This window comes from Streptococcus mitis (assembly GCF_023109235.1).
GTDB lineage: Bacteria > Bacillota > Bacilli > Lactobacillales > Streptococcaceae > Streptococcus > Streptococcus mitis_DA.
The window spans coordinates 31,170-51,093 of the sequence record NZ_JALDUC010000011.1; the positions used below are offsets into that span (position 1 = coordinate 31,170).

The 19,924-nt window shown below is 38.2% G+C and carries 19 protein-coding genes, 2 tRNA genes and 3 pseudogenes; 12 read left to right on the forward strand and 12 right to left on the reverse strand.

What is annotated here, in order from left to right; all coding sequences use genetic code 11:
• The first annotated feature begins 29 nt into the window (after positions 1 to 29).
• Both M1F55_RS07495 and M1F55_RS09100 read left to right on the forward strand, forming a co-directional pair.
• Positions 30 to 485, forward strand: coding sequence for a GNAT family N-acetyltransferase (locus M1F55_RS07495; RefSeq protein ID WP_084946814.1), 456 nt, complete (start codon positions 30 to 32; stop codon positions 483 to 485).
• Between the two features lie 33 nt (positions 486 to 518).
• Positions 519 to 795 (forward strand): annotated as a pseudogene (locus tag M1F55_RS09100) (transposase); the annotation flags it as partial.
• 109 nt (positions 796 to 904) lie between these two features.
• On the opposite strand, the gene M1F55_RS07500 reads toward M1F55_RS09100, so the two are convergent.
• From M1F55_RS07500 to M1F55_RS07520, 5 genes and pseudogenes are all read right to left on the reverse strand, one after another.
• Entirely contained in the window at positions 905 to 1,108 is a 204-nt protein-coding gene (locus tag M1F55_RS07500) for a CsbD family protein (RefSeq protein ID WP_000109960.1), read from the reverse strand.
• A gap of 30 nt (positions 1,109 to 1,138) precedes the next feature.
• Positions 1,139 to 1,747: an Asp23/Gls24 family envelope stress response protein gene (locus M1F55_RS07505; RefSeq protein ID WP_033684829.1), complete on the reverse strand. Its 609-nt coding sequence runs from the start codon at positions 1,745 to 1,747 to the stop codon at positions 1,139 to 1,141.
• A gap of 30 nt (positions 1,748 to 1,777) precedes the next feature.
• Positions 1,778 to 1,948 (reverse strand): DUF2273 domain-containing protein, encoded by a 171-nt coding sequence (locus tag M1F55_RS07510; protein WP_000455069.1) that lies wholly within the window; start codon positions 1,946 to 1,948, stop codon positions 1,778 to 1,780.
• 11 nt (positions 1,949 to 1,959) lie between these two features.
• Positions 1,960 to 2,532, reverse strand: coding sequence for an alkaline shock response membrane anchor protein AmaP (gene amaP, locus M1F55_RS07515; protein ID WP_023946078.1), 573 nt, complete (start codon positions 2,530 to 2,532; stop codon positions 1,960 to 1,962).
• Positions 2,533 to 2,608: 76 nt separating this feature from the next.
• Positions 2,609 to 2,844 (reverse strand): annotated as a pseudogene (locus M1F55_RS07520) (GlsB/YeaQ/YmgE family stress response membrane protein).
• 375 nt (positions 2,845 to 3,219) lie between these two features.
• On the opposite strand from M1F55_RS07520, the pseudogene mgaSpn reads away from it, so the two are divergent.
• Positions 3,220 to 4,697 (forward strand): annotated as a pseudogene (gene mgaSpn, locus M1F55_RS07525) (virulence factor transcriptional regulator MgaSpn).
• A gap of 521 nt (positions 4,698 to 5,218) precedes the next feature.
• Here the strand turns inward: mgaSpn and M1F55_RS07530 are convergent.
• Positions 5,219 to 6,364: a low temperature requirement protein A gene (locus M1F55_RS07530; protein WP_247947605.1), complete on the reverse strand. Its 1,146-nt coding sequence runs from the start codon at positions 6,362 to 6,364 to the stop codon at positions 5,219 to 5,221.
• 800 nt (positions 6,365 to 7,164) lie between these two features.
• Here M1F55_RS07530 and M1F55_RS07535 point away from each other — a divergent pair.
• Together M1F55_RS07535 and M1F55_RS07540 are read left to right on the forward strand one after the other, a co-directional pair.
• Positions 7,165 to 8,454 (forward strand): hypothetical protein, encoded by a 1,290-nt coding sequence (locus M1F55_RS07535; RefSeq protein ID WP_004256070.1) that lies wholly within the window; start codon positions 7,165 to 7,167, stop codon positions 8,452 to 8,454.
• Positions 8,455 to 8,463: 9 nt separating this feature from the next.
• Positions 8,464 to 9,552, forward strand: a complete 1,089-nt coding sequence (locus M1F55_RS07540; RefSeq protein WP_049499287.1) for an AI-2E family transporter — start codon at positions 8,464 to 8,466, stop codon at positions 9,550 to 9,552.
• Between the two features lie 140 nt (positions 9,553 to 9,692).
• Here M1F55_RS07540 and M1F55_RS07545 read toward each other — a convergent pair.
• The 4 genes from M1F55_RS07545 to M1F55_RS07560 all read right to left on the reverse strand — a co-directional run bounded on the left by M1F55_RS07545 (position 9,693) and on the right by M1F55_RS07560 (position 12,304).
• Positions 9,693 to 9,765, reverse strand: a tRNA-Lys gene (locus M1F55_RS07545).
• 62 nt (positions 9,766 to 9,827) lie between these two features.
• On the reverse strand, positions 9,828 to 10,343 hold the full coding sequence (locus M1F55_RS07550) for a DUF308 domain-containing protein (protein ID WP_033681462.1): 516 nt from the start codon (positions 10,341 to 10,343) through the stop codon (positions 9,828 to 9,830).
• Positions 10,344 to 10,695: 352 nt separating this feature from the next.
• Positions 10,696 to 10,768, reverse strand: a tRNA-Lys gene (locus tag M1F55_RS07555).
• A gap of 264 nt (positions 10,769 to 11,032) precedes the next feature.
• Complete coding sequence (locus tag M1F55_RS07560; protein WP_049499286.1) at positions 11,033 to 12,304, reverse strand: replication-associated recombination protein A; 1,272 nt, start codon at positions 12,302 to 12,304, stop codon at positions 11,033 to 11,035.
• Between the two features lie 115 nt (positions 12,305 to 12,419).
• Between M1F55_RS07560 and M1F55_RS07565 the strand changes: the two genes are divergently transcribed.
• The 5 genes from M1F55_RS07565 to pepF all read left to right on the forward strand — a co-directional run bounded on the left by M1F55_RS07565 (position 12,420) and on the right by pepF (position 16,968).
• Entirely contained in the window at positions 12,420 to 12,890 is a 471-nt protein-coding gene (locus M1F55_RS07565; RefSeq protein WP_000257122.1) for a DUF3013 family protein, read from the forward strand.
• Positions 12,891 to 12,899: 9 nt separating this feature from the next.
• The gene (locus tag M1F55_RS07570; protein WP_247947606.1) at positions 12,900 to 13,328 is read left to right on the forward strand and encodes an NUDIX hydrolase; all 429 of its coding nucleotides are present in this window, start codon (positions 12,900 to 12,902) and stop codon (positions 13,326 to 13,328) included.
• Between the two features lie 137 nt (positions 13,329 to 13,465).
• On the forward strand, positions 13,466 to 14,416 hold the full coding sequence (gene prmA, locus M1F55_RS07575) for a 50S ribosomal protein L11 methyltransferase (protein ID WP_045605872.1): 951 nt from the start codon (positions 13,466 to 13,468) through the stop codon (positions 14,414 to 14,416).
• A 1-nt stretch (position 14,417) separates the two neighbouring features.
• Positions 14,418 to 15,161: a 16S rRNA (uracil(1498)-N(3))-methyltransferase gene (locus M1F55_RS07580; protein ID WP_247947607.1), complete on the forward strand. Its 744-nt coding sequence runs from the start codon at positions 14,418 to 14,420 to the stop codon at positions 15,159 to 15,161.
• Positions 15,162 to 15,171: 10 nt separating this feature from the next.
• Positions 15,172 to 16,968: an oligoendopeptidase F gene (gene pepF, locus M1F55_RS07585; RefSeq protein ID WP_247947608.1), complete on the forward strand. Its 1,797-nt coding sequence runs from the start codon at positions 15,172 to 15,174 to the stop codon at positions 16,966 to 16,968.
• Between the two features lie 168 nt (positions 16,969 to 17,136).
• On the opposite strand, the gene M1F55_RS07590 is transcribed toward pepF, so the two are convergent.
• On the reverse strand, positions 17,137 to 17,526 hold the full coding sequence (locus M1F55_RS07590; protein ID WP_143952430.1) for a nuclear transport factor 2 family protein: 390 nt from the start codon (positions 17,524 to 17,526) through the stop codon (positions 17,137 to 17,139).
• A 151-nt stretch (positions 17,527 to 17,677) separates the two neighbouring features.
• On the opposite strand from M1F55_RS07590, the gene M1F55_RS07595 reads away from it, so the two are divergent.
• On the forward strand, positions 17,678 to 18,010 hold the full coding sequence (locus M1F55_RS07595; protein WP_000182730.1) for a winged helix-turn-helix transcriptional regulator: 333 nt from the start codon (positions 17,678 to 17,680) through the stop codon (positions 18,008 to 18,010).
• A gap of 11 nt (positions 18,011 to 18,021) precedes the next feature.
• Entirely contained in the window at positions 18,022 to 18,813 is a 792-nt protein-coding gene (locus M1F55_RS07600) for a DUF2785 domain-containing protein (RefSeq protein ID WP_247947611.1), read from the forward strand.
• Between the two features lie 107 nt (positions 18,814 to 18,920).
• On the opposite strand, the gene M1F55_RS07605 is transcribed toward M1F55_RS07600, so the two are convergent.
• Positions 18,921 to 19,685: a (S)-acetoin forming diacetyl reductase gene (locus M1F55_RS07605; protein ID WP_049499276.1), complete on the reverse strand. Its 765-nt coding sequence runs from the start codon at positions 19,683 to 19,685 to the stop codon at positions 18,921 to 18,923.
• Between the last annotated feature and the right edge of the window lie 239 nt (positions 19,686 to 19,924).

Consider the following 19,924-nt stretch of genomic DNA (forward strand, 5'->3'; position numbering starts at 1 on the left):
AGAAACATAGATAAGATGGTGAGGTCAAGATGACAATTCGTTTTGAAGAAAATGTGAGCCCAGAAAACGCTCAGCTCGTATGCCAATGGTCCAACTCCCTTGGCAAATCCTTTCAAGAGCAATGGATGGGAACAATGATTCCTTTTCCCTTGACAATTCCAGTTTTGCAAGATTTGGAAGGAATCTTTTCAATCTTTGAAGGACAAGAGTTTGTGGGGCTTATCCAGAAAATCAGGCAAGAAGACAGGAATCTTCATATCGGGAGATTTTTTATCAATCCCCAGAAACAGGGGCAGGGATTAGGTAGGCAGGCTTTAAGGAAATTTGTTAGTTTGGTCTTTGAAAATGAAGATATAGATAGTATTTCTCTAAATGTCTTCGAAGCAAATCAAGCAGCCCAGCATCTCTATCAAAAAGAAGGATTTGAAATCGTTCAAATGGTTGAAGCACCTATACGAAAATACATCATGAAAAAGGGGAGATAGAAAGTAAAAATCCTTGAAATCAATCTTGACTGCGATGATGAACCTGAATCAGCCCCTCAAAAGGACTGTATATGAATGAACGTTACCAGTGTTTAAAAACTAAAGAATATCAGGCACTTTTATCTTCCAAGGGTAGATAAATTTTCGCTAAACGTAAGATTGATATGAAATCTGTCTTTGGGCAGACAAAGGTTTGTTTGGTTATAAGAGATGTCATCTGAGAGGTAAGCGTCAAGTGAGAATTGACATGGGATTCGTACTCATGGTCAACAACCTGCTGAAATATAATAAGAGAAAGAGGCAAAATTAAAAAGCTAGAGTTCCGCAATTGGAAATCTCTAGCTTTTTGTTTTCTGAGAATCATCTTGACTCAGACTCTTTTGACTAATGTTACTAAAAAGATAAAGTAACTTTTAGCCTTATTTATTGTCGCCACTCAACATGTTTTTAACACCTTCGATAGCGCCTTCTACAGCGTCTTTGGCATCTTCAGCAACTTCTTTTACTTTAGAAACAACTTTTTCAGCTGTTCCTTCTTTTTCCATTTTTTCATCACCGATGGCTTTCCCAACACCTTCTTTAATAGAACCTTTAGCTTGATTTAATTTTTCTTCTACTGACATGATAATTTCTCCTGTTATATTTATTTTATCTTAGTTTACACGAGTTTTTTCGTGAGATACTACACCAGTTGCTGCACCTTTAACAGCTTCTACGCCTTCGCTAACTTTTTCTTGAACAGTTGAGAAACCAGATCCAAGACCAGATTTAGCTTTTTCGAATTGTTCTGAAGCGAATTCTCCTGTTGATTCAGCAACGTCAGATACGCGATCTTGAAGGCTTACTGAGTCTGCTTCATGTTGTTCTTTAGTTTTGATGTCGACAACGTTTACGTTGATTTCAACAACTTCCAAGTCAGTCATTTTAGCAACTTCTGAAGATACGATTTCTCTGATTTCTGAATATAAAGCTGGAACATTTTTTTGGTACTCAGCAATAATGTTTAAGTCAACTGCAACTTGTGTTTTACCAACTTCTACGTTAACACCACTTGTTACGTCATCGCTGTTAACGATTTTTTCTTTAAGATTTGAGAAGAAACCACCGTCGATTCCCAAAAGACCTGAAACGTTTTCTAGTGACAGACCAATGATTTTTTGGATAACTTTATCTTCGTAAGTAAGTTCCCCTTTGATTTCGTGAGCTACAACAGTAGCATCTTTCTTTTCTACGTTAGTGTTAATGTTTTTTTCGTTTGACATATGAAACTCCTTTAATTAAATTAGTAATTTTTATTTATCTATATAGTTTTTTTCGATATATAATCCAGCTGCAACTCCCAGTGCTCCTAAAATCAATACAAATATTGTTTTGAAGAAGCCAAAGGAGATAATCAAACAAGCGAGAAATACGCCTATGAGACCAGTGATAATTGGATATCGATATTGTTTAAGCCATTCCATTTTTTACTTCCTTACTTCACACGACTAACAGTCTTTTTGTTTTGAGGTTTTGGTTTAGGCTGGTAGTCTTTTACTAGAACTTCTAGTTTAACCTGACGCTCAATACCAAAAAACTGCTTCAATCCATTAGTTATTTCATTTTGAATTAGTTGGCATCTGTCAGCGATGTTGTCCGAAGGAAGAATTTTACCTTCTACATGAACGAAACATTTATTTTTTCGTAAATTTACATGAACAGTTGGGTTCTTGATCAATCCATGATCACTCACCAAACTTCTAACAAAACCTTCGATTGCAGAATTCTTTAATTTTAATGTATCGTTTTTAGTTTCAAGTTGAATTTCCAAATAACGTTTAGGATAAAACAACACAACTAACATCGATAACAAAACTAAAGTTGATAGAGCCACTATCCCCCAGAATATATATCTAGAGAGATAGAATTCAACGAAATGATTCTGTCTCCAGCTAAATAGCTGAATGCCTAGATCACTAACTTGATGATAATCTATCAAAACAGGAAGGAAAATTGTCAAGATTAAAATACAGAAAATAATTAAAAATATTTTCTTTGTTTTTGACATATACAATCCTTTCGATTTAACATTAAACTATTTTTACCCGTCTAATCTATTTAAAAATAGTTTATTTTACAAGTAATTATTTTTTACCTGTAAAGAATGATACTACAGTAACAACAATTGCTGCTCCTGCAATAGATGGGATCAAAGCCATTCCAGCGATGGATGGGCCCAACTACCTAAAAGGGATTGTCCTACAGATGACCCGACTAAACCAGCGAATACATTTGCGACGATTCCCATAGAACTACCTTTTTTAGTGATTCTACCTGCTACAAGTCCAATAAGACCTCCAGCAATGATTGACCACAATATTGCTTACCCTCCTTTTCTATTTTAATATCAAAAAATAAATCAATTCCTTTGATTATCGCTATTATATAATTTTAATATAAAATAATCAATTATTTTGATTATTTTATAATTTTAATATAAAAAAATCAAATTCTTTGATTGTTGCTATTATATAATTTTTAAAATTAAAAATATAATCTTTCGACTTGAATTTGATTCTGTATTCACGCACTTAATAGACGGTAAAATAAGAAAATTGTTTATATATTGCCTCCGTAGTGTTATTATACGAGATAAAGGATCTTAGTAAAAGTCGTTATAGCATGCTATACCTATTCATTGTGGTATAATTGCAAGAGGTGAAATCCGATAATTTATAAAAAGAGAAAGACATTCATGAGAGATTTATTATCTAAAAAAGTCATAGGCAATTAGAATTATTAGAATTATTATTTGAACATAAACGATGGTTTCATCGTTCTGAACTAGCAGAGTTATTAAATTGTACAGAACGTGTAGTCAAAGATGATCTATCCCATGTTAAATCTGCTTTTCCTGACTTGATTTTTCATTCTTCGACTAATGGTATACGCATTATTAATACCGATGATAGTGATATTGAAATGGTTTACCATCATTTCTTTAAGCATTCAACTCATTTTTCGATTTTAGAATTTATCTCTTTTAATGAAGGTTGTCAAGCTGAAAGTATTTGTAAAGAATTCTATATCAGTTCATCTTCGCTCTATCGTATTATTAGCCAAATCAATAAAGTGATTAAAAGGCAATTTCAATTTGAAATCAGTCTGACTCCTGTTCGAATCATTGGAAATGAGAGAGACATTCGTTACTTTTTTGCATAATATTTTTCAGAAAAATATTATTTCCTAGAATGGCCATTTGAAAATTTTTCATCAGAGCCCCTATCTCAATTGTTAGAATTGGTTTATAAGGAAACAAGCTTTCCAATGAATTTGTCAACTCATAGAATGCTAAAGTTGCTCCTAGTTACGAACCTATATAGAATAAAGTTTGGTCATTTCATGGAAGTAGAGAAAGACTCTTTTAACGATCAAAGTTTGGATTTTTTAATGCAGGTAGAAGGAATAGAAGGTGTTGCTAAGAATTTTGAATTAGAATACAATATCTCTTTAGATGAAGAAGTTGTTTGCCAATTATTTGTGTCTTACTTTCAAAAAATGTTTTTCATAGATGAAAGTCTCTTTATGAAATGCGTAAAAAAGGATAGCTATGTTGAAAAATCTTACCATCTATTGAGTGATTTTATTGATCAGATTTCAGTCAAGTATCAGATTGAGATTGAGAATAAGGATAATCTGATTTGGCATCTGCATAATACTGCACATCTGTATCGTCAGGAGTTGTCCACTGAGTTTATTTTATTTGATCAAAAAGGGAATACAATCAGGAATTTTCAAAATATTTTCCCTAAATTTGTTTCAGATGTAAAAAAAGAGCTTTCTCATTATTTAGAGACTCTTGAAGTTTGTTCTAGTTCAATGATGGTAAATCATCTATCTTATACCTTCATCACTCATACCAAACATTTGGTGCTTAATCTACTACAAAATCAGCCAAAGCTGAAGGTTCTGGTTATGAGTAATTTTGATCAGTATCATGCAAAATCCGTTGCAGAGACACTTTCTTATTATTGCAGCAACAATTTTGAACTTGAAGTTTGGACTGAATTAGAATTATCAAAGGAATCTTTAGAAGAATCGCCTTATGATATCATCATTTCTAATTTTATTATTCCTCCGATTGAAAATAAGAGACTGATCTATTCAAATAATATAAACACGGTCTCACTCATATCTTTGTTAAATGCCATGATGTTTATTCGATTAGATTAGTAACCTAAAATAAAAAATGCTATTTCGCGTTTTGAACTGTACCTCAAAAGTTAGACAGAAAAAATCTAATTTTTGGGGTGTTTTTATTAAGAAAAGACCTTCAGTCATTTAAGTAAAATGTACATCTAGAGTCATAGTCCTCTAAAACTCTTGCTTTTTTTGTAGAAGATACGAAAAAAACCTTGATTCCAAGGCTTTTCCTGTTGTATGTAGATGCCCCCATGGATTTGGGAGACTATATCATCTTGAAAGTAATTAAAAAGTTGAAATTTAAGTGATTTTCGGAAGGTACTTTTAGGTATTTTCAATGTCATGATTTAAAAATGGGGCAAAAGTGGGGCAAAAACGAATGACTCGTATTTGGTTTGAAAACCTATAATACCTAATGATTATGCTATTCTAGATATATAGTTTTGTTATAAATAAATGTCAGTGCGAGATCAAATTGGAGGATAAAATGGAAAAACAAATTAATGAAAAAAAAGCCTTGGTTCCCAAAGCTTTTTAATCTTATAAACTCATTAAAACAACTCCCAGTAAGGTGTGGAATGTTTTTTAGTCTGTGTCATATAAAAATAAATAGAATGAATAGCTATAGCTAGAGCTAAAATGGTTGTTATACTCACTACTATTATAGGATTAGAAGCAAAGATTAAAGAGAGAATCAAGGCAGCCAGATAGAGTGTAGCTTGGACACAGTAGTAACTTTTCGAATAGCGAAGATAGTGTTTGTTATAGGGCCCATTTGCTAGGACAGCAGCTTGGAAGAGGCCAATTCCGATATAAAAGAAGCTGGTTGCAAAGAGAAGATTAGTTTCAGGATTCAGAAGAAAACTCATCGAAACGGTCATCATAAGAAGTCCAATGAAAATAGGATAGTGACTGTAAATTAGAAATAGTCCCTTTTGATTAGATTCTTCATCAATAGCATGGTCGAATTGACCAAAATAAAACAAGAACAGAGAAAGCATAATAATGAAATAAAGAACCGAATAAATCGAGAAATTCTCGATTGTAAAGAAGTTAGCTAGCTCCATAATCATCTCTCCAAACGTAATAATGACAAGAAGGGAGATGCGCTCGATTAAATGGGGGAGATTTACCTGGTAATGATCATCTTTACTAATCGAGGTAATTGGCGTAATAAATGTTAGCAGAATACTAGCATAAAGGATATAGACTCCAATGTAAATAGGAAGAAGAGCTGCTAGATAGATTTCTAAACTTCGTAGACCTGTTATCCATAGAAAACCTTTGATACTTTCCCGATTAACATCATCGGTTGATTTTCTAAAAAATTCAACCAAATATTGAAAAAATAAGGTAAGGGTTAATGTACCAATAGCCCAACAGAGATAATGAAAATATTGTTGCCAATCAGGTCCAATCATATTGGCTATAAAGAGTAAAATTCCCATTTTGATAAACATGATTACTATGTTAAATAAAGAGTTCTTTCCATAGCGATTGGTATAATCGGTTTGAATCATCCAGGAATCGATGAGAAGCAAGACAGACATGAAAAAATCAAGCAAAGAATTCCAAGTCAAAATACCGTTATGAAGATGGTCAATTAAAGTAGTTACTTTTGAAATTGCAAAAACAAAAACTAAGTCATAAAAAAGTTCTGAAAATTCTACACGTTTATGTTTAATAAGAGTTGTCATCTTAAGACCTTTCTATTTTAGAAGTACAATTTATTATAACAGAAAATGGTAAAAAAAAAGGAGATGCTTAAATAACTTCATGTGACGCGAATGAACTGCGCCACAAAAGTTAGGTTTTTTCTGTCTAACTTTTGGGGTGCAGTTCAGAAGGGGTGTTTTTTCTATCGTTTTTTAGTGCTAAGACTACACAAAAAAGCCTTGATTCCAAGGCTTTTTCCTGTTGATTTAGATGCCCCCTACAGGGATTTGGAAAGGACTTTCATATTGAGAGCAATTAAAAATATTGAAATATAAGTGATTTTAGGTATTTTCAATGTCATGATTTAAAAATGGGACAAAAGTGGGGCAAAAACCATACAGATTCTAAACTGTATGGTTCTTTTTTTATCTAACCAAGAAAGGTTAAAACTTATTAAAACAAATGCAATCAACTGTTGAAAACTTTTTAGTCCGTGTAATATAAAAACAAGTAAAAAGTTGAACTATAGGGAATATTGTGTCATAATAGGTAATAGATGAATAATTAATAGATTGGAAATAATGCTTTCTTACCTTAACAAGTTGAATTGGTTATACATTTTTTCGTCGCAATTGTGTCTATCTCTCGAGTTTAGCTAGTTTTTATAAGCTCTGGTTTCTAATCAATATAACAAATTTTAGAAGTGCATAAGACAAGATGGTGACATTACTACAGTCATTTCTAGTCACCATATGTTGCTGGCACAGGCTGTTTGTAGTGTTGGCTATTTACTAGTCAGTTTAATCGGAGTGTTTAATTTTTATTGTTGAAAGGTTTTTATATGGCGAAAATTCTATCTTTAGGTCTGACAGGTAAGAAATTACTTGCTCAGGGGTTCTTGTTTGTTCTGCTAGGTCTCATCTTGATGGTCACGGGGACTTGGTTGCCAGTAAAGGTTATTCGACTGGTTCTGTTTTTAGCTTGGATAGCAACGGTCTTAGATTTAGTATTACGTATTTTCAAAAAAAGTCAGTCAACGGACACCTTGGGAGTTGCACTGGTTAAATTGTTAGTGCTGGGATATTTGCTTGGCTCCAATCTTGCGACGGATGTGCCGATTTATATTTTGGCTCTTGTGATTGGAGTTTATCAGATTTTTCATGCTAGTATTAACCTTGTCACCTATGTTCTCTACCGCAAAAACAAAATTCGACCTCGTTTTCGTCTCTTACTAGATGGACTCGTACTAGTTTTTCTTGGTGGGACTAGTCTTTTGTCCTCTACAGGAAATTCTGTCTTTCAACTCTTTGTATTAGGGGCTTATTTTTTCCTTTATGGTGTGTCCAATATCCGTGATGGTTTCTTGTTTGAGGAGGAAATTGGGAAAAACCATCTCAAACGTCGTATTAGAATTAGCTTACCTATTGTCCTAGCCGCTCTCATCCCTGCAAGAACTTTAGCAAAAGTTAACAAATTTATGCTGGAAAATGCTGATGAGGAAGAAGATATCCATCTTGGAATAGTGAAGTCTGGTAAGACAGCGGAGCTTGAAATTTTTGTTCATACAGCTGAGACCTCTCTGTTTTCGGCAATTGGTCATGTGGATATCTGCTATCAAGGCCGTGTTATTTCTTATGGCAACTATGATCCGTCTTCTGAGACCTTATTTGGCATGGTAGGAGATGGTGTCTTATATTTCTGTGATCGTGACAAGTACATTGACCTATGTAAACGTGAGAGTCAAAAAACGCTTTTTGGTTATGGGATAGATTTGACGCCTGAAATGGAAAAAGCAGTTCAGAAAAAGTTGGCTGAATTGAAACAACTGACGATTCCATGGGAGCCAAGTGCAGATAAAATCATGACAGGTGATGGTAAGGAAGACTACACCTACGCTTATAAAATCAGACATGAGACAGATGGGGAACTTTATAAATTTATCAAATCTAAGTTTAAATCCTACTTTGTCTTATCTACAAACTGTGTGCTCTTGGCTGATACCATAGTCGGTCAGGCTGGCACCGATATCCTCTCACCCAAAGGATTTATCGCTCCAGGAACTTACCAAGCCTACCTTAATCGAGAGTTTGAAAAACCAAATAGTATAGTCGTATCTAAACATGTTTATTAAGGAGAATTTATGAACTTAGTAAAAAAATACACCCCGTTAATACTTTTTATAGGGCTGGTTGCTCTTGTAATTCTGAATGCATCGAGCTTTATATCAGGAGCAATCTCTCTCTTTGATGTAATATCAACCTTGATTTATGGTGCTGTTATTGCTTTTGTGCTTAATGTTCCTATGAAAAAAATTGAACAGTACTTAGTTAAATTGAAGGTAAAGGCAGAGTTGCGTCGTCCGATTGCCATGGTACTTGTTTTCCTAGCTCTTATCTTAATCGTGATCTGTCTTTTGGTTTTGGTGCTGCCAACCCTAGCCCAGACTATTAGTCAGCTGGGAACAGTCCTTTCAACAGTCCTTACTCAACTTGGGAAATTGCTAGGCAGCTCGGAATTTGTAACCAAAGACATGTTGTCAACTATCGTATCAGGCATACAGGGACAATCTAGTTCTATTAGCCAAGCTTTGATAGGTTTTTTATCAGGTCTGACTAGTAATATCGGCAATATTTTTTCAAGTTTGATGAATGCCTTTTTGATTATAGTCTTCACCTTTTTATTTTTATCCAGTAAGGAACATTTGGCAGCGATGACGAGTCGACTTCTAAAAGTTTTTCTTCCAGAGAAGGTGGTGATAAAGTTGACTTACATTGGACAAGTAGCACTAGAGACTTATGACCAATTTTTGATGAGTCAGCTGATTGAAGCAGTTATCATAGGAGTTATGATAGCGGTTGGTTACAGCATGTTTGGGATACCCTATGGAGTAATGACAGGTATCTTTGCAGGAGTGCTATCGTTCATTCCTTATGTAGGGCCTATGATTGCTTGTGTTGTGGGAGCGATTTTTATCTTCACAGTGAGTCCTACTCAAGCCTTACTTTCTCTTCTTCTATATCAAGTTATACAGCTGATTGAAGGAAACCTTATTTATCCTAGAGTTGTAGGTCAATCTATTGGTTTGCCAGCTATTTTCACGCTTGCGGCTGCTAGTATTGGAGGCAATCTCTTTGGCTTACTTGGGATGATATTCTTTACACCGATATTTGCTGTTATCTATCGATTGGTTAAGGAATTTGTCGTTGCAAAGGAAAATCAGCTAGATTAAGAAAAACTAAATTTAATAAGATATACTGAGAAGAGAGTGAGAGATTCTCTTCTCTTTTATTTTTAAATACTTTTCTACAAAAAGCTATTAGACGTTAAAAAAAGCCTTGGTTTCAAGGCTTATTTCTGTTGATTTAGATGTGCCCCCTGCAGGGCTCGAACCTGCGCCCCATAGCTTAAGAGTCTACTGCTCTACCAACTGAGCTAAGGAGGCAACAGAAAAAGCTGAGAATGTAACTTCCCAGCTATTTTAATATGCCCAAAATGGCAGCTAGATTATTTACGAAAGGCATCAAGGATATAGGTGAAACCAACAATTAAAAATGCAAAGGCAACGACATAAACGACAAAGACACTTGTAGCTACTGGATTGAACAAAATCACTAGACCTAGTAAAAATGCAAGCAACGCTATCCACATGATATGGTTGCCAATAATAGGGAAAATCAAACCCAGACGATTGCCTTTAAAGAAAGCTATAATGGCTTCTACAATTAACCAAATTCCTAAAATAGTTGGAATGACAACTGGCAGCGTCACAAAGCCATAGGCAACGAGGTAAAGAGCTAAGAGAAGATTAACAATCCCTTGGAAAAGATGAGCTGGTGAGCGAAGCTCTTTTGGTACAGAGAAATAGCCTAAAATAGCTGCTATAGAAGAAACCAGTAAACCAAATGCAATCCACCAGCTGTAAACAACAAGATTAGCTACTGGGTTTGTAAATAGGAAAAGTCCTAAAAGGACAAAAACAACTCCTGCAAGGAATAGCAGTAAACGATTAGAAAATTTCATTTCAATACCCCCTATATAGTATAGTATAGTTTGATAATAAAAATATTATACACCTTTTTAGAGGAAATGTCAATAAACAAAATGGAAAATTTGGAAGTTTCAGTCTGATTTATGAAAAGAAAATCAGTTTTTATTATTTTGAAAATAAAAAGAGAAGATAAAATTTGTCTTCTCTACATGAAAATATTGTATGGCATCAAAGCAAAAGTAACTGGCTTTACACTATTTGTAAAGATGTAATTTGATTCAAAAAGAAAAGATAGATTTAAAATGTGGGACAAATGATGGGGTAAATCAGTTATAGACAAGCAAAAAAGCCTTGGTTATCAAGGCTTTTCCTGTTGTATTTAGATGCCCCCTACAGGGATCGAACCTGTGACCCACGGATTAAGAGTCCGCTGCTCTGCCAGCTGAGCTAAGGAGGCAAAGAAAAAAGCTGTATTGGTGCCGAAACTTCACGGTTTGTATTGAACCCGCGCAATTAAGCAGGTGGGCAACTCGCTCTAACTGAAGCTGTTTCCGTGTGAGACGGCCTACATGCTGTTAGAAGACTTTTGTTTCCCTAATAATACAAAAAATAGTCGGTCAACACTTAAGTGTGAAGTCGTACACCACAGCGTTTCTATGTTTATATGATACCACTTTTTCAAAAAAAATCAAGAGGAAAGTGCAATTTTTTGAAAAGGATTTCAGATTTTTCGCAAACGGTCGATAGCTTCCTTTCTTTGAGCCAAAGCCCGTTCATATTTACCAGTATCTTCTGCTTGGAAATAGTGATGATTACGAATTTTTTCTGGTAGATAGTCTTGCTTGACCCAATTTCCAGGGTAGTTGTGTGGATAGAGATAGTCTTGGGCATTCCCTAGTTCCTTGCTTCCGCTGTAGTGTCCATCACGCAGGTGTCGCGGAATAGGCAAGTGCCCTGATGTTTTGAGGTCGGCAAGTGCCTTATCCATAGCTACATAGGCTGAGTTGGATTTTGGAGAAAGGGCCAAATCAATGACGACATTGGCAATGAGAATGCGGGCTTCTGGGAAACCAATCCTTTGTGCAGCACCCAGAGCAGTCACGGTGTGAATCTGGGCTTCAGGATTGGCCAAACCGATATCTTCATAAGCGATAACAGTCAAACGACGAGCGAGACTTGGCAAATCACCAGCCTCAATCAAGCGGGCAGCATAGTGAAGACTAGCATCCACATCTGAGCCACGGATAGACTTTTGCAGGGCTGAGAGAACATCATAGTGGCCATCTCCGTCCTTATCCATGGTAATGTAGCTCCGCTGCAGGCTATTTTCCATGATGTCTAGGGTGATATGGCGAATGCCCTTGTCATTCTCAGGGGTAGAAAGAACTGCCAAATCCAGTGAGTTGAAGGCAGAGCGAAGGTCTCCGTTTGTAGAGGTAGCAATGAAATCCAGCGCATCCTCATCTAGTTCTACTGGAAAATCAAAACCACGCTCAGGGTTACTTAGAGCTATCTGCAGGGCCTCTTTGACGTCTTGGTTAGACAGAGGTTCCAACTCAAAAATTTGAACACGGCTACGAATGGCAGGAGTGACAGAAAAGAAAGGATTTTCAGTCGTAGCGCCAATCATGATGACCAGTCCACTTTCCAAGAGTGGAAGAAGAAAGTCTTGCTTGGTCTTGTCAAGACGATGGATTTCGTCTAGTAATAGGACGAGGCCACCAGAAAATTTCGCCTCTTCGGCGATTTCTTGCAGTCGTTTTTTACTATCAACTGTCGCATTGAAAGTTCGAAAGGCATACTTGGTCGTCCCTGCGATGGCAGAGGCAATACTGGTCTTGCCGATTCCCGGAGGTCCATATAGAATCATGGAAGACAAGCGGTTGGCTTCCACCATGCGACGGATGATTTTTCCTTGTCCGACCAGATGCTCCTGGCCGATGACCTGGTCGATGGTTTTAGGGCGCATGCGAAGCGCGAGATTGTCTGGCATAGCAGTCCTTTCTAACGTGGATTTTCTGATACATATGTGGTAAGATGGTAGTATCTATTTTAGCATATTTCCGAGCAATCGGGGCGATTAAAGAGTCGCATAGAAAGAGGACAAAATGGCAACATATGGATTTTTAGACGTTTTAGAGGAAGAGTTGGAGAAGAACTTTCCCTTTGACTTTGAGATTAGTTGGGACAAGCGTAATCACGCAGTTGAAGTGAGTTTTCTATTGGAAGCGCAAAACGCTGCAGGTGTGGAGATGGTGGATGAAGATGGAGAGGTTTCGTCAGATGATATCCTCTTTGAAGAAGCAGTCCTTTTTTACAATCCTGCCAAGTCAACAGTCAATGAGGAAGACTATTTGACGGTTATCCCTTACTTGCCTAAAAAAGGATTTTCTCGTGAATTTTTAGCTTATTTTGCGCTATTCCTTAAAGATACTGCCGAGGTTGGGCTAGATGCCCTCATGGACTTTTTGGAAGACCCAGAAGCAGAAGAATTTGTCATGGAATGGAACCAAGAAGTCTTTGAAGAAGGAAAAGTAGGCTTGGAAGAAGGAGAGTTTTATCCTTATCCGAGATACTAGGAGTTTGACATGAACATAGAGATTTCTGATTTCACAGGCTGTAAGATTGCTTTGTTTTGTGGGGATAAGCTCTTGACTATCTTACGAGATGATAAGGCAAACATTCCCTGGCCCAATATGTGGGAACTGCCTGGTGGGGGACGAGAGGGGGATGAAAGTCCTTTTGAGTGCGCGGCGCGTGAAGTTTATGAAGAACTGGGCATTCATCTGACTGAGGATTGTCTGCTTTGGAGTAAGGTTTACCCAAGTATGCTTTTTGCGGATAAACAATCTGTATTTTTAGTCGGTCAGTTGACACAGGCTCAGTTTGACAGTATCGTATTTGGAGATGAAGGTCAGGGCTATCAGTTAATGAATGTCGAGGAATTTCTTAGTTCCAGTCAAGTTGTGCCTCAGTTGCAAGAGAGATTAAAAGATTATTTAAAAGTAAGTGATTAGAAAGGATGGTTCAGTTAAATTTCTAAACTGAACCCGCCCTAAACATTGTGTCAAAAAGATAAACTTCTCTTAGACATAAGCGTCTTCAGAGAAGTTCCTATTTTGGCTTTGTGTTTTACGGGCTTGGTATCTTAAATATGGAAACATGGCAAGAGTTAAAAGTAACGGTTAAGCGTGAGGGAGAGGAGTTGGTTTCCAATCTCTTGATTGAGCTGGGAGCGCAAGGTGTTGCGATCGAAGATAGTATGGACTATGTGGGAAATGTTGACCGCTTCGGCGAGATTTTCCCAGAGGTTGAGCAGCAAGAAGAAATCGTAGTGACAGCCTACTACCCTGATACGGTTGATGTAGCAACGGTTGAGGCAGACTTGCAGGCTCGCCTGGCAGAATTGACAGACTTTATGGATTTGGGTGAGGTCAAGATGGGGACGACTGCCTTGGCTGAGGAAGACTGGGCAGACAACTGGAAGAAATACTATGAACCAGCTCGTATCACTCATGATTTGACCATCGTGCCGTCTTGGACGGACTATGAGGCGACTGCTGGGGAAAAGATTATCAAGCTGGATCCAGGTATGGCTTTTGGTACGGGGACCCATCCAACCACTAAGATGAGCCTCTTTGCCTTGGAGCAGGTTCTTCGTGGTGGGGAAACAGTGCTAGATGTGGGTACTGGTTCAGGGGTTCTCTCTATTGCCAGCTCGCTACTTGGTGCCAAGGAAATCTTTGCCTACGACCTGGATGATGTGGCAGTTCGTGTTGCTCAGGAAAATATTGAGCTCAACCCTGGTATGGAAAACATTCATGTAGCAGCAGGAGACTTGCTTAAGGGAGTTGAGATTGAGGCAGATGTGATTGTGGCTAATATCTTGGCGGATATCCTTATTCATTTGACGGATGATGCTTACCGCTTGGTCAAGGATGAAGGCTACCTCATCATGAGTGGCATTATCAAGGACAAGTGGGACATGGTGCGCGAGTCGGCTGAGTCAGCTGGATTTTTCCTCGAAACTCACATGGTTCAAGGGGAATGGAATGCCTGTGTCTTTAAGAAAACCAAGGATATTTCCGGTGTGATTGGAGGCTAGTATGCAACAGTATTTTGTCAAAGGCAGTGCAGTCTCTCCTGTCACCATCGAGGACAAGGAAACCAGCAAGCATATGTTTCAGGTTATGCGCTTGAAAGAAGACGATGAGGTGACCTTAGTCTTTGAGGATGGCATCAAGCGCTTGGCGCGTGTGCTGGATGTGGAAGCCCGTCAGTTTGAGTTGATTCAAGAATTGGCTGACAATGTGGAACTGCCAGTCCAAGTGACCATTGCATCCGGCTTTCCCAAGGGGGACAAGCTGGAGTTTATCACTCAAAAAGTAACCGAGCTAGGAGCCAGCCAAATCTGGGCCTTTCCTGCTGATTGGTCGGTCGCCAAATGGGATGGCAAGAAATTGGTTAAAAAGGTTGAGAAACTAGAAAAAATTGCCCTTGGAGCAGCAGAGCAAAGCAAGCGTAATCTAGTACCGAGTGTCACACTTTTCGAGAAAAAATCAGACTTTCTAGCTCAACTGGACCAATTTGACTCTATCATAGTAGCCTATGAAGAATCAGCCAAAGAAGGTGAAGCCGCTGCGCTCTTACAAGCGGTCTCTGGTCTTGAAAAAGGAGCCAAACTGCTCTTTATCTTTGGTCCAGAGGGTGGTCTCTCACCTGCAGAAATCGAAAGTTTTGAAGCTAAGGGAGCAGTATTGGCAGGGCTTGGCCCTCGCATTTTGCGAGCAGAAACAGCACCGCTTTACTCCTTATCAGCCCTTAGTGTTTTATTAGAATTAGAGAAATAAGAGGAAGAAAATGGAACAAAAACACCGTTCAGAATTTCCAGAGAAGGAACTTTGGGATTTAACAGCCCTATACCAAGATCGTGAGGATTTCTTACGTGCAATCGAGAAGGCTCGTGAAGACATCAACCAATTTAGTCGTGATTACAAGGGCAATCTTCATACTTTTGAGGATTTTGAAAAGGCCTTTGCGGAATTGGAACAAATCTACATTCAGATGAGCCATATTGGAAACTATGGCTTTATGCCGCAGACGACAGACTATAGCAATGACGAATTTGCCAATATTGCCCAAGCTGGGATGGAATTTGAAACAGATGCCAGCGTAGCATTGACCTTTTTTGACGATGCCTTGGTGGAAGCTGATGAGGAAGTCTTGGACCGTTTGGGTGAGTTGCCACATTTAACAGCTGCCATTCGTCAGGCCAAAATCAAAAAAGCCCACTATCTAGGAGCTGATGTGGAGAAGGCCTTGACCAATCTCGGTGAAGTTTTCTACAGTCCACAGGACATTTATACTAAGATGCGAGCTGGGGACTTTGAAATGGCTGACTTTGAAGCTCATGGTAAGATCTACAAAAACAGCTTTGTTACCTATGAAAATTTCTACCAAAACCACGAGGATGCTGAGGTCCGTGAGAAATCTTTCCGTTCCTTCTCAGAAGGTCTTCGCAAGCACCAAAATACAGCTGCAGCAGCCTATCTAGCCCAAGTCAAGTCTGAAAAACTCTTGGCAGATATGAAGGGCTACGACTCAGTTTTTGATTATCTTCTAGCTGAGCAGGAAGTGGACCGTGCCATGTTTGACCGCCAGATTGACCTCATCATGAAGGATTTTGCGCCAGTCGCTCAGAGATACCTTAAGCATGTTGCCAAGGTAAATGATCTTGAAAAGATGACCTTTGCTGACTGGAAATTGGATTTGGACAGCGCCTTGAATCCTGAAGTGACTATTGACGACGCCTATGATTTGGTCATGAAGTCGGTAGAGCCTTTGGGGCAAGAATATTGTCAGGAAGTTGCTCGCTATCAAGAAGAGCGCTGGGTGGACTTTGCTGCCAATAGTGGCAAGGATTCCGGAGGTTATGCGGCGGATCCATATCGCGTTCACCCTTATGTCCTCATGAGCTGGACAGGTCGTTTGAGCGATGTCTATACCCTGATTCATGAAATTGGGCATTCTGGTCAATTCATCTTTTCAGACAATCACCAAAGCTATTTCAATGCCCACATGTCTACTTACTATGTCGAAGCGCCGTCAACCTTCAATGAATTGCTTTTAAGTGATTACTTGGAACACCAGTCTGACGATCCGCGTCAAAAACGCTTCGCTCTTGCCCACCGCTTGACAGATACCTACTTCCATAATTTCATTACCCACCTCTTGGAAGCAGCCTTCCAGCGCAAGGTTTATACACTGATTGAAGAGGGAGAAACATTTGGAGCAAGCAAGCTTAATAGCATTATGAAGGAAGTCTTGACAGACTTCTGGGGAGGTGCCATTGAAATTGACGACGATGCGGCTCTGACTTGGATGCGCCAAGCTCACTACTACATGGGCTTGTATAGCTACACTTACTCTGCTGGTCTTGTTATCTCGACTGCGGGTTACCTCCATCTGAAAAATTCAGAAACTGGAGCCGAAGACTGGCTCAACCTCCTCAAATCAGGTGGCAGCAAGACACCGCTTGAGTCAGCCATGATTATCGGAGCGGATATCTCAACAGACAAACCACTCCGTGATACCATTCAGTTCTTGTCAGACACAGTTGACCAGATTATTGCCTACAGTGCCCAGTTGGGAGAGTAAATTAAAAGAGTCTGGGACAAAAGTCTAACCTTAAATATAAAAAGCGAACAAAACGAGTTATCTGACACTCAGAATTCTGTCTTGTTCGCTTTTTTATCTAATCTATTGATTTAAAAATTTAGAATAAAGAATTCCTAAAATCAAAATTTTTTGTTCTGGCCTCTTTAATTATCCCCAAAAGCTATCTTCTTCAGCTTGATCTGAAGAGAAGAGCCAAACTTCTTTGATTTTTCCGTCTTCAATGCGGAAGAGGTCAATCCCGTTCATATTGAGTTCAGTACCATCAGCACGTGTTCCAAGAAAAGTAACATTGGCTGCGATTAAATCCTTATTGTCAGAAACCCAATTTGTTACCACCTTAAAGGTTCCATTAGTTTTCTCAGCAAATGTAGCCAGGTGAGTTCCTAGCTTGTCCTTACCAACAACTGTACCAGATATACTATGATTACCAGGTTGATGCCAGACAATATCGTCTGCCATCGTTTCAAAGACACCAGGAAAGTCACCAGCAATTAAAGCTTGGTTATAAGCATTGAAAATTTCTAAGTTTGTTGACATATCTATTCTCCATTTCTTTTTTATGATATAATTGTAACAGTTACAAACAAAAAAACAAGTAGACACTTTTTTGATAGCTAGTATCAAAAGTGGTACTTTTATTGATACTAAAAGATAAATTTTTTTTTAAAAAATAGAAAGAAGATATTTTATGACAAATAAAGTGAGTGAGTATGGTATTTGTCCATTTGCAACAACGCAGAGGGTTTTAACGGGGAAATGGGCACTGGTAATCATTTATCAGTTGAGTACGGGTACCAAACGATTTAAAGAATTGCAGAGATTATTGCCTGGGATTACTCAAACTATTTTGACCCGTCATCTCCGTCAATTAGAAAAGGATAAGATTGTTCAACGAAAGGTCTATGCCGAAGTTCCACCACGAGTTGAGTACAGCTTAACTGAAATGGGGCAGGAATTCAGAGTTGTTTTAGATGCTGTCGAGAAATGGGGTCTAGATTATATCAAGTTGCTAGAAATGTAGAGGTATTGACCATGTATCAAGAGTTACTCAGAAAAATATCTGAAGAAAGACCAAGTTATCATGAGGAAGAAATCCAGTGGTTGCTTGATCATTTGGGAGCTCCTTCTCCAGAAATTCGTGATGACCTTGTTTTTACAAGCTTTGCTAGAGGGATTCAGGAAGAGCTATTTACACAGGAACAATTTCATTTCATTGCTGATGTGGTCTCAGCTGATGGAGGACTAGACAAAGAGATTGATAAGATAGGCCTGCCAACACTCGAACGTTCTTTTAGGGCGCTTATTTATGCAAATCTCTTGTCGGCGGACGCCAACCAGCAATCGGTTTTTTATCAGGGATTAAAAGCAGAAATTCGCAATGTCCTTTTAAATCAAGGTTTGTACTATCTTTCAAAAGAAAAGGATACAACGGGTTTTTCAAGTAAGTATGGTTGGGTTCATGCTTTTGCACATGGAGCCGATTTACTGACAGAGGTGGTTTGTCATCCAGACTTTCCTAAAAACAGAGTTCATGAAGTATTTGATATACTTGGCCAACTATTTAAAAGAAATTCGATTCGCTATACAGATGATGAGGATTGGCGTTTAGCCAGAGTGATCTATGAACCTATTTTACAAGGGAAGTTGGAGCAAGAGCAAGTAGCTTCTTGGATAAAAGCTGTTGACTTTCCGATAGAAGAAAGGGAAGATTTTTATAAATTTTCCAACTTCAGATCCTGTCTGTTGGAAGTTTATGTCCAACTTGACCAGAGAAATAGTTTACAAGATGACTTGAAAGAAGCTATCCAGTCTTTTCAATACTAGGGATTAGCTAATATTACTTTTTGAAAGAGTTTCTATTGTATCCTCCTAACTAATAATGAAAACTAATAAAAGAGGTTGAATCATTTTCCAACCTCTTTTTGTGTATCTTAATGGAATTGCATACCACCATCAACGATAATGGTTTGTCCTGTAATGTAGTTTGAATCTGGTCCTGCAAGGAAGCTGACAGCAGCAGCCACATCTTCTGGTTCAGATAGACGTTTTAGGGTAATATCTTTTGCAAATGTCTGCATACCCCATTCGTCATCTTTTCCTGCATTTTTACCAACTTCATGAGCGATGTCGTACATCATTGGTGTTTTCACAATACCTGGTGCGTAGGCGTTAACAGTGATTCCTGAGCCTGCTAAATCACGTGCTAATGTTTGCGTAATTCCACGAACAGCAAATTTGGTTCCACCATAAACAGTCAAGTTTGGATTGCCCACTACACCGGCTTGAGAGGTTGCGTTGATAATTTTACCTCCGTGGCCAAGTGCTTTAAATTGCGCTTGTGCAGCTTGTGAACCCCAAATGACACCACCAACGTTGATACCGAAAGTGCGTGTAAATTGTTCCTCAGTAATTGTATCAAGAGGAGTAGTTGGAGCAACACCAGCGTTATTTACGACAACATTCAAATCACCAAAATGGTCAACAACTTTTTGAAATGCTTGGGCAACTTCGGCCTGTTTCGAAACATCGGCCACGACAGCAAAGGCATTTTCAGCTGATAATTCGGCAACAGCTTTTTCAGCTGTTTCAGGATTGTAGTCTAAGACTCCTACCTTAAAGCCATCTTGAACCAATCGTTTTGCGATTGCAAAACCGATTCCTTGACCTGCACCTGTGACAATAGCAACTTTAGACATATGATTCCTCCTTGGTATTCACGATACCATTCAAACGTTCATAAAAGAACAGCAAAGGTTTACAAATGAGCTTTTATAATGGGTTTTGTAACCCCTATCAAAACTACGCTATTAGTATACACCTTTGAAAAAAATGTTTCAAATAAACACTACCGTTTTTACAGAATTTTAACCTGAAATTTCCAATCAATTTTCTTGAAACCCTTTCCTACTTTTGATAGACTAGTATCTAGTTTTTG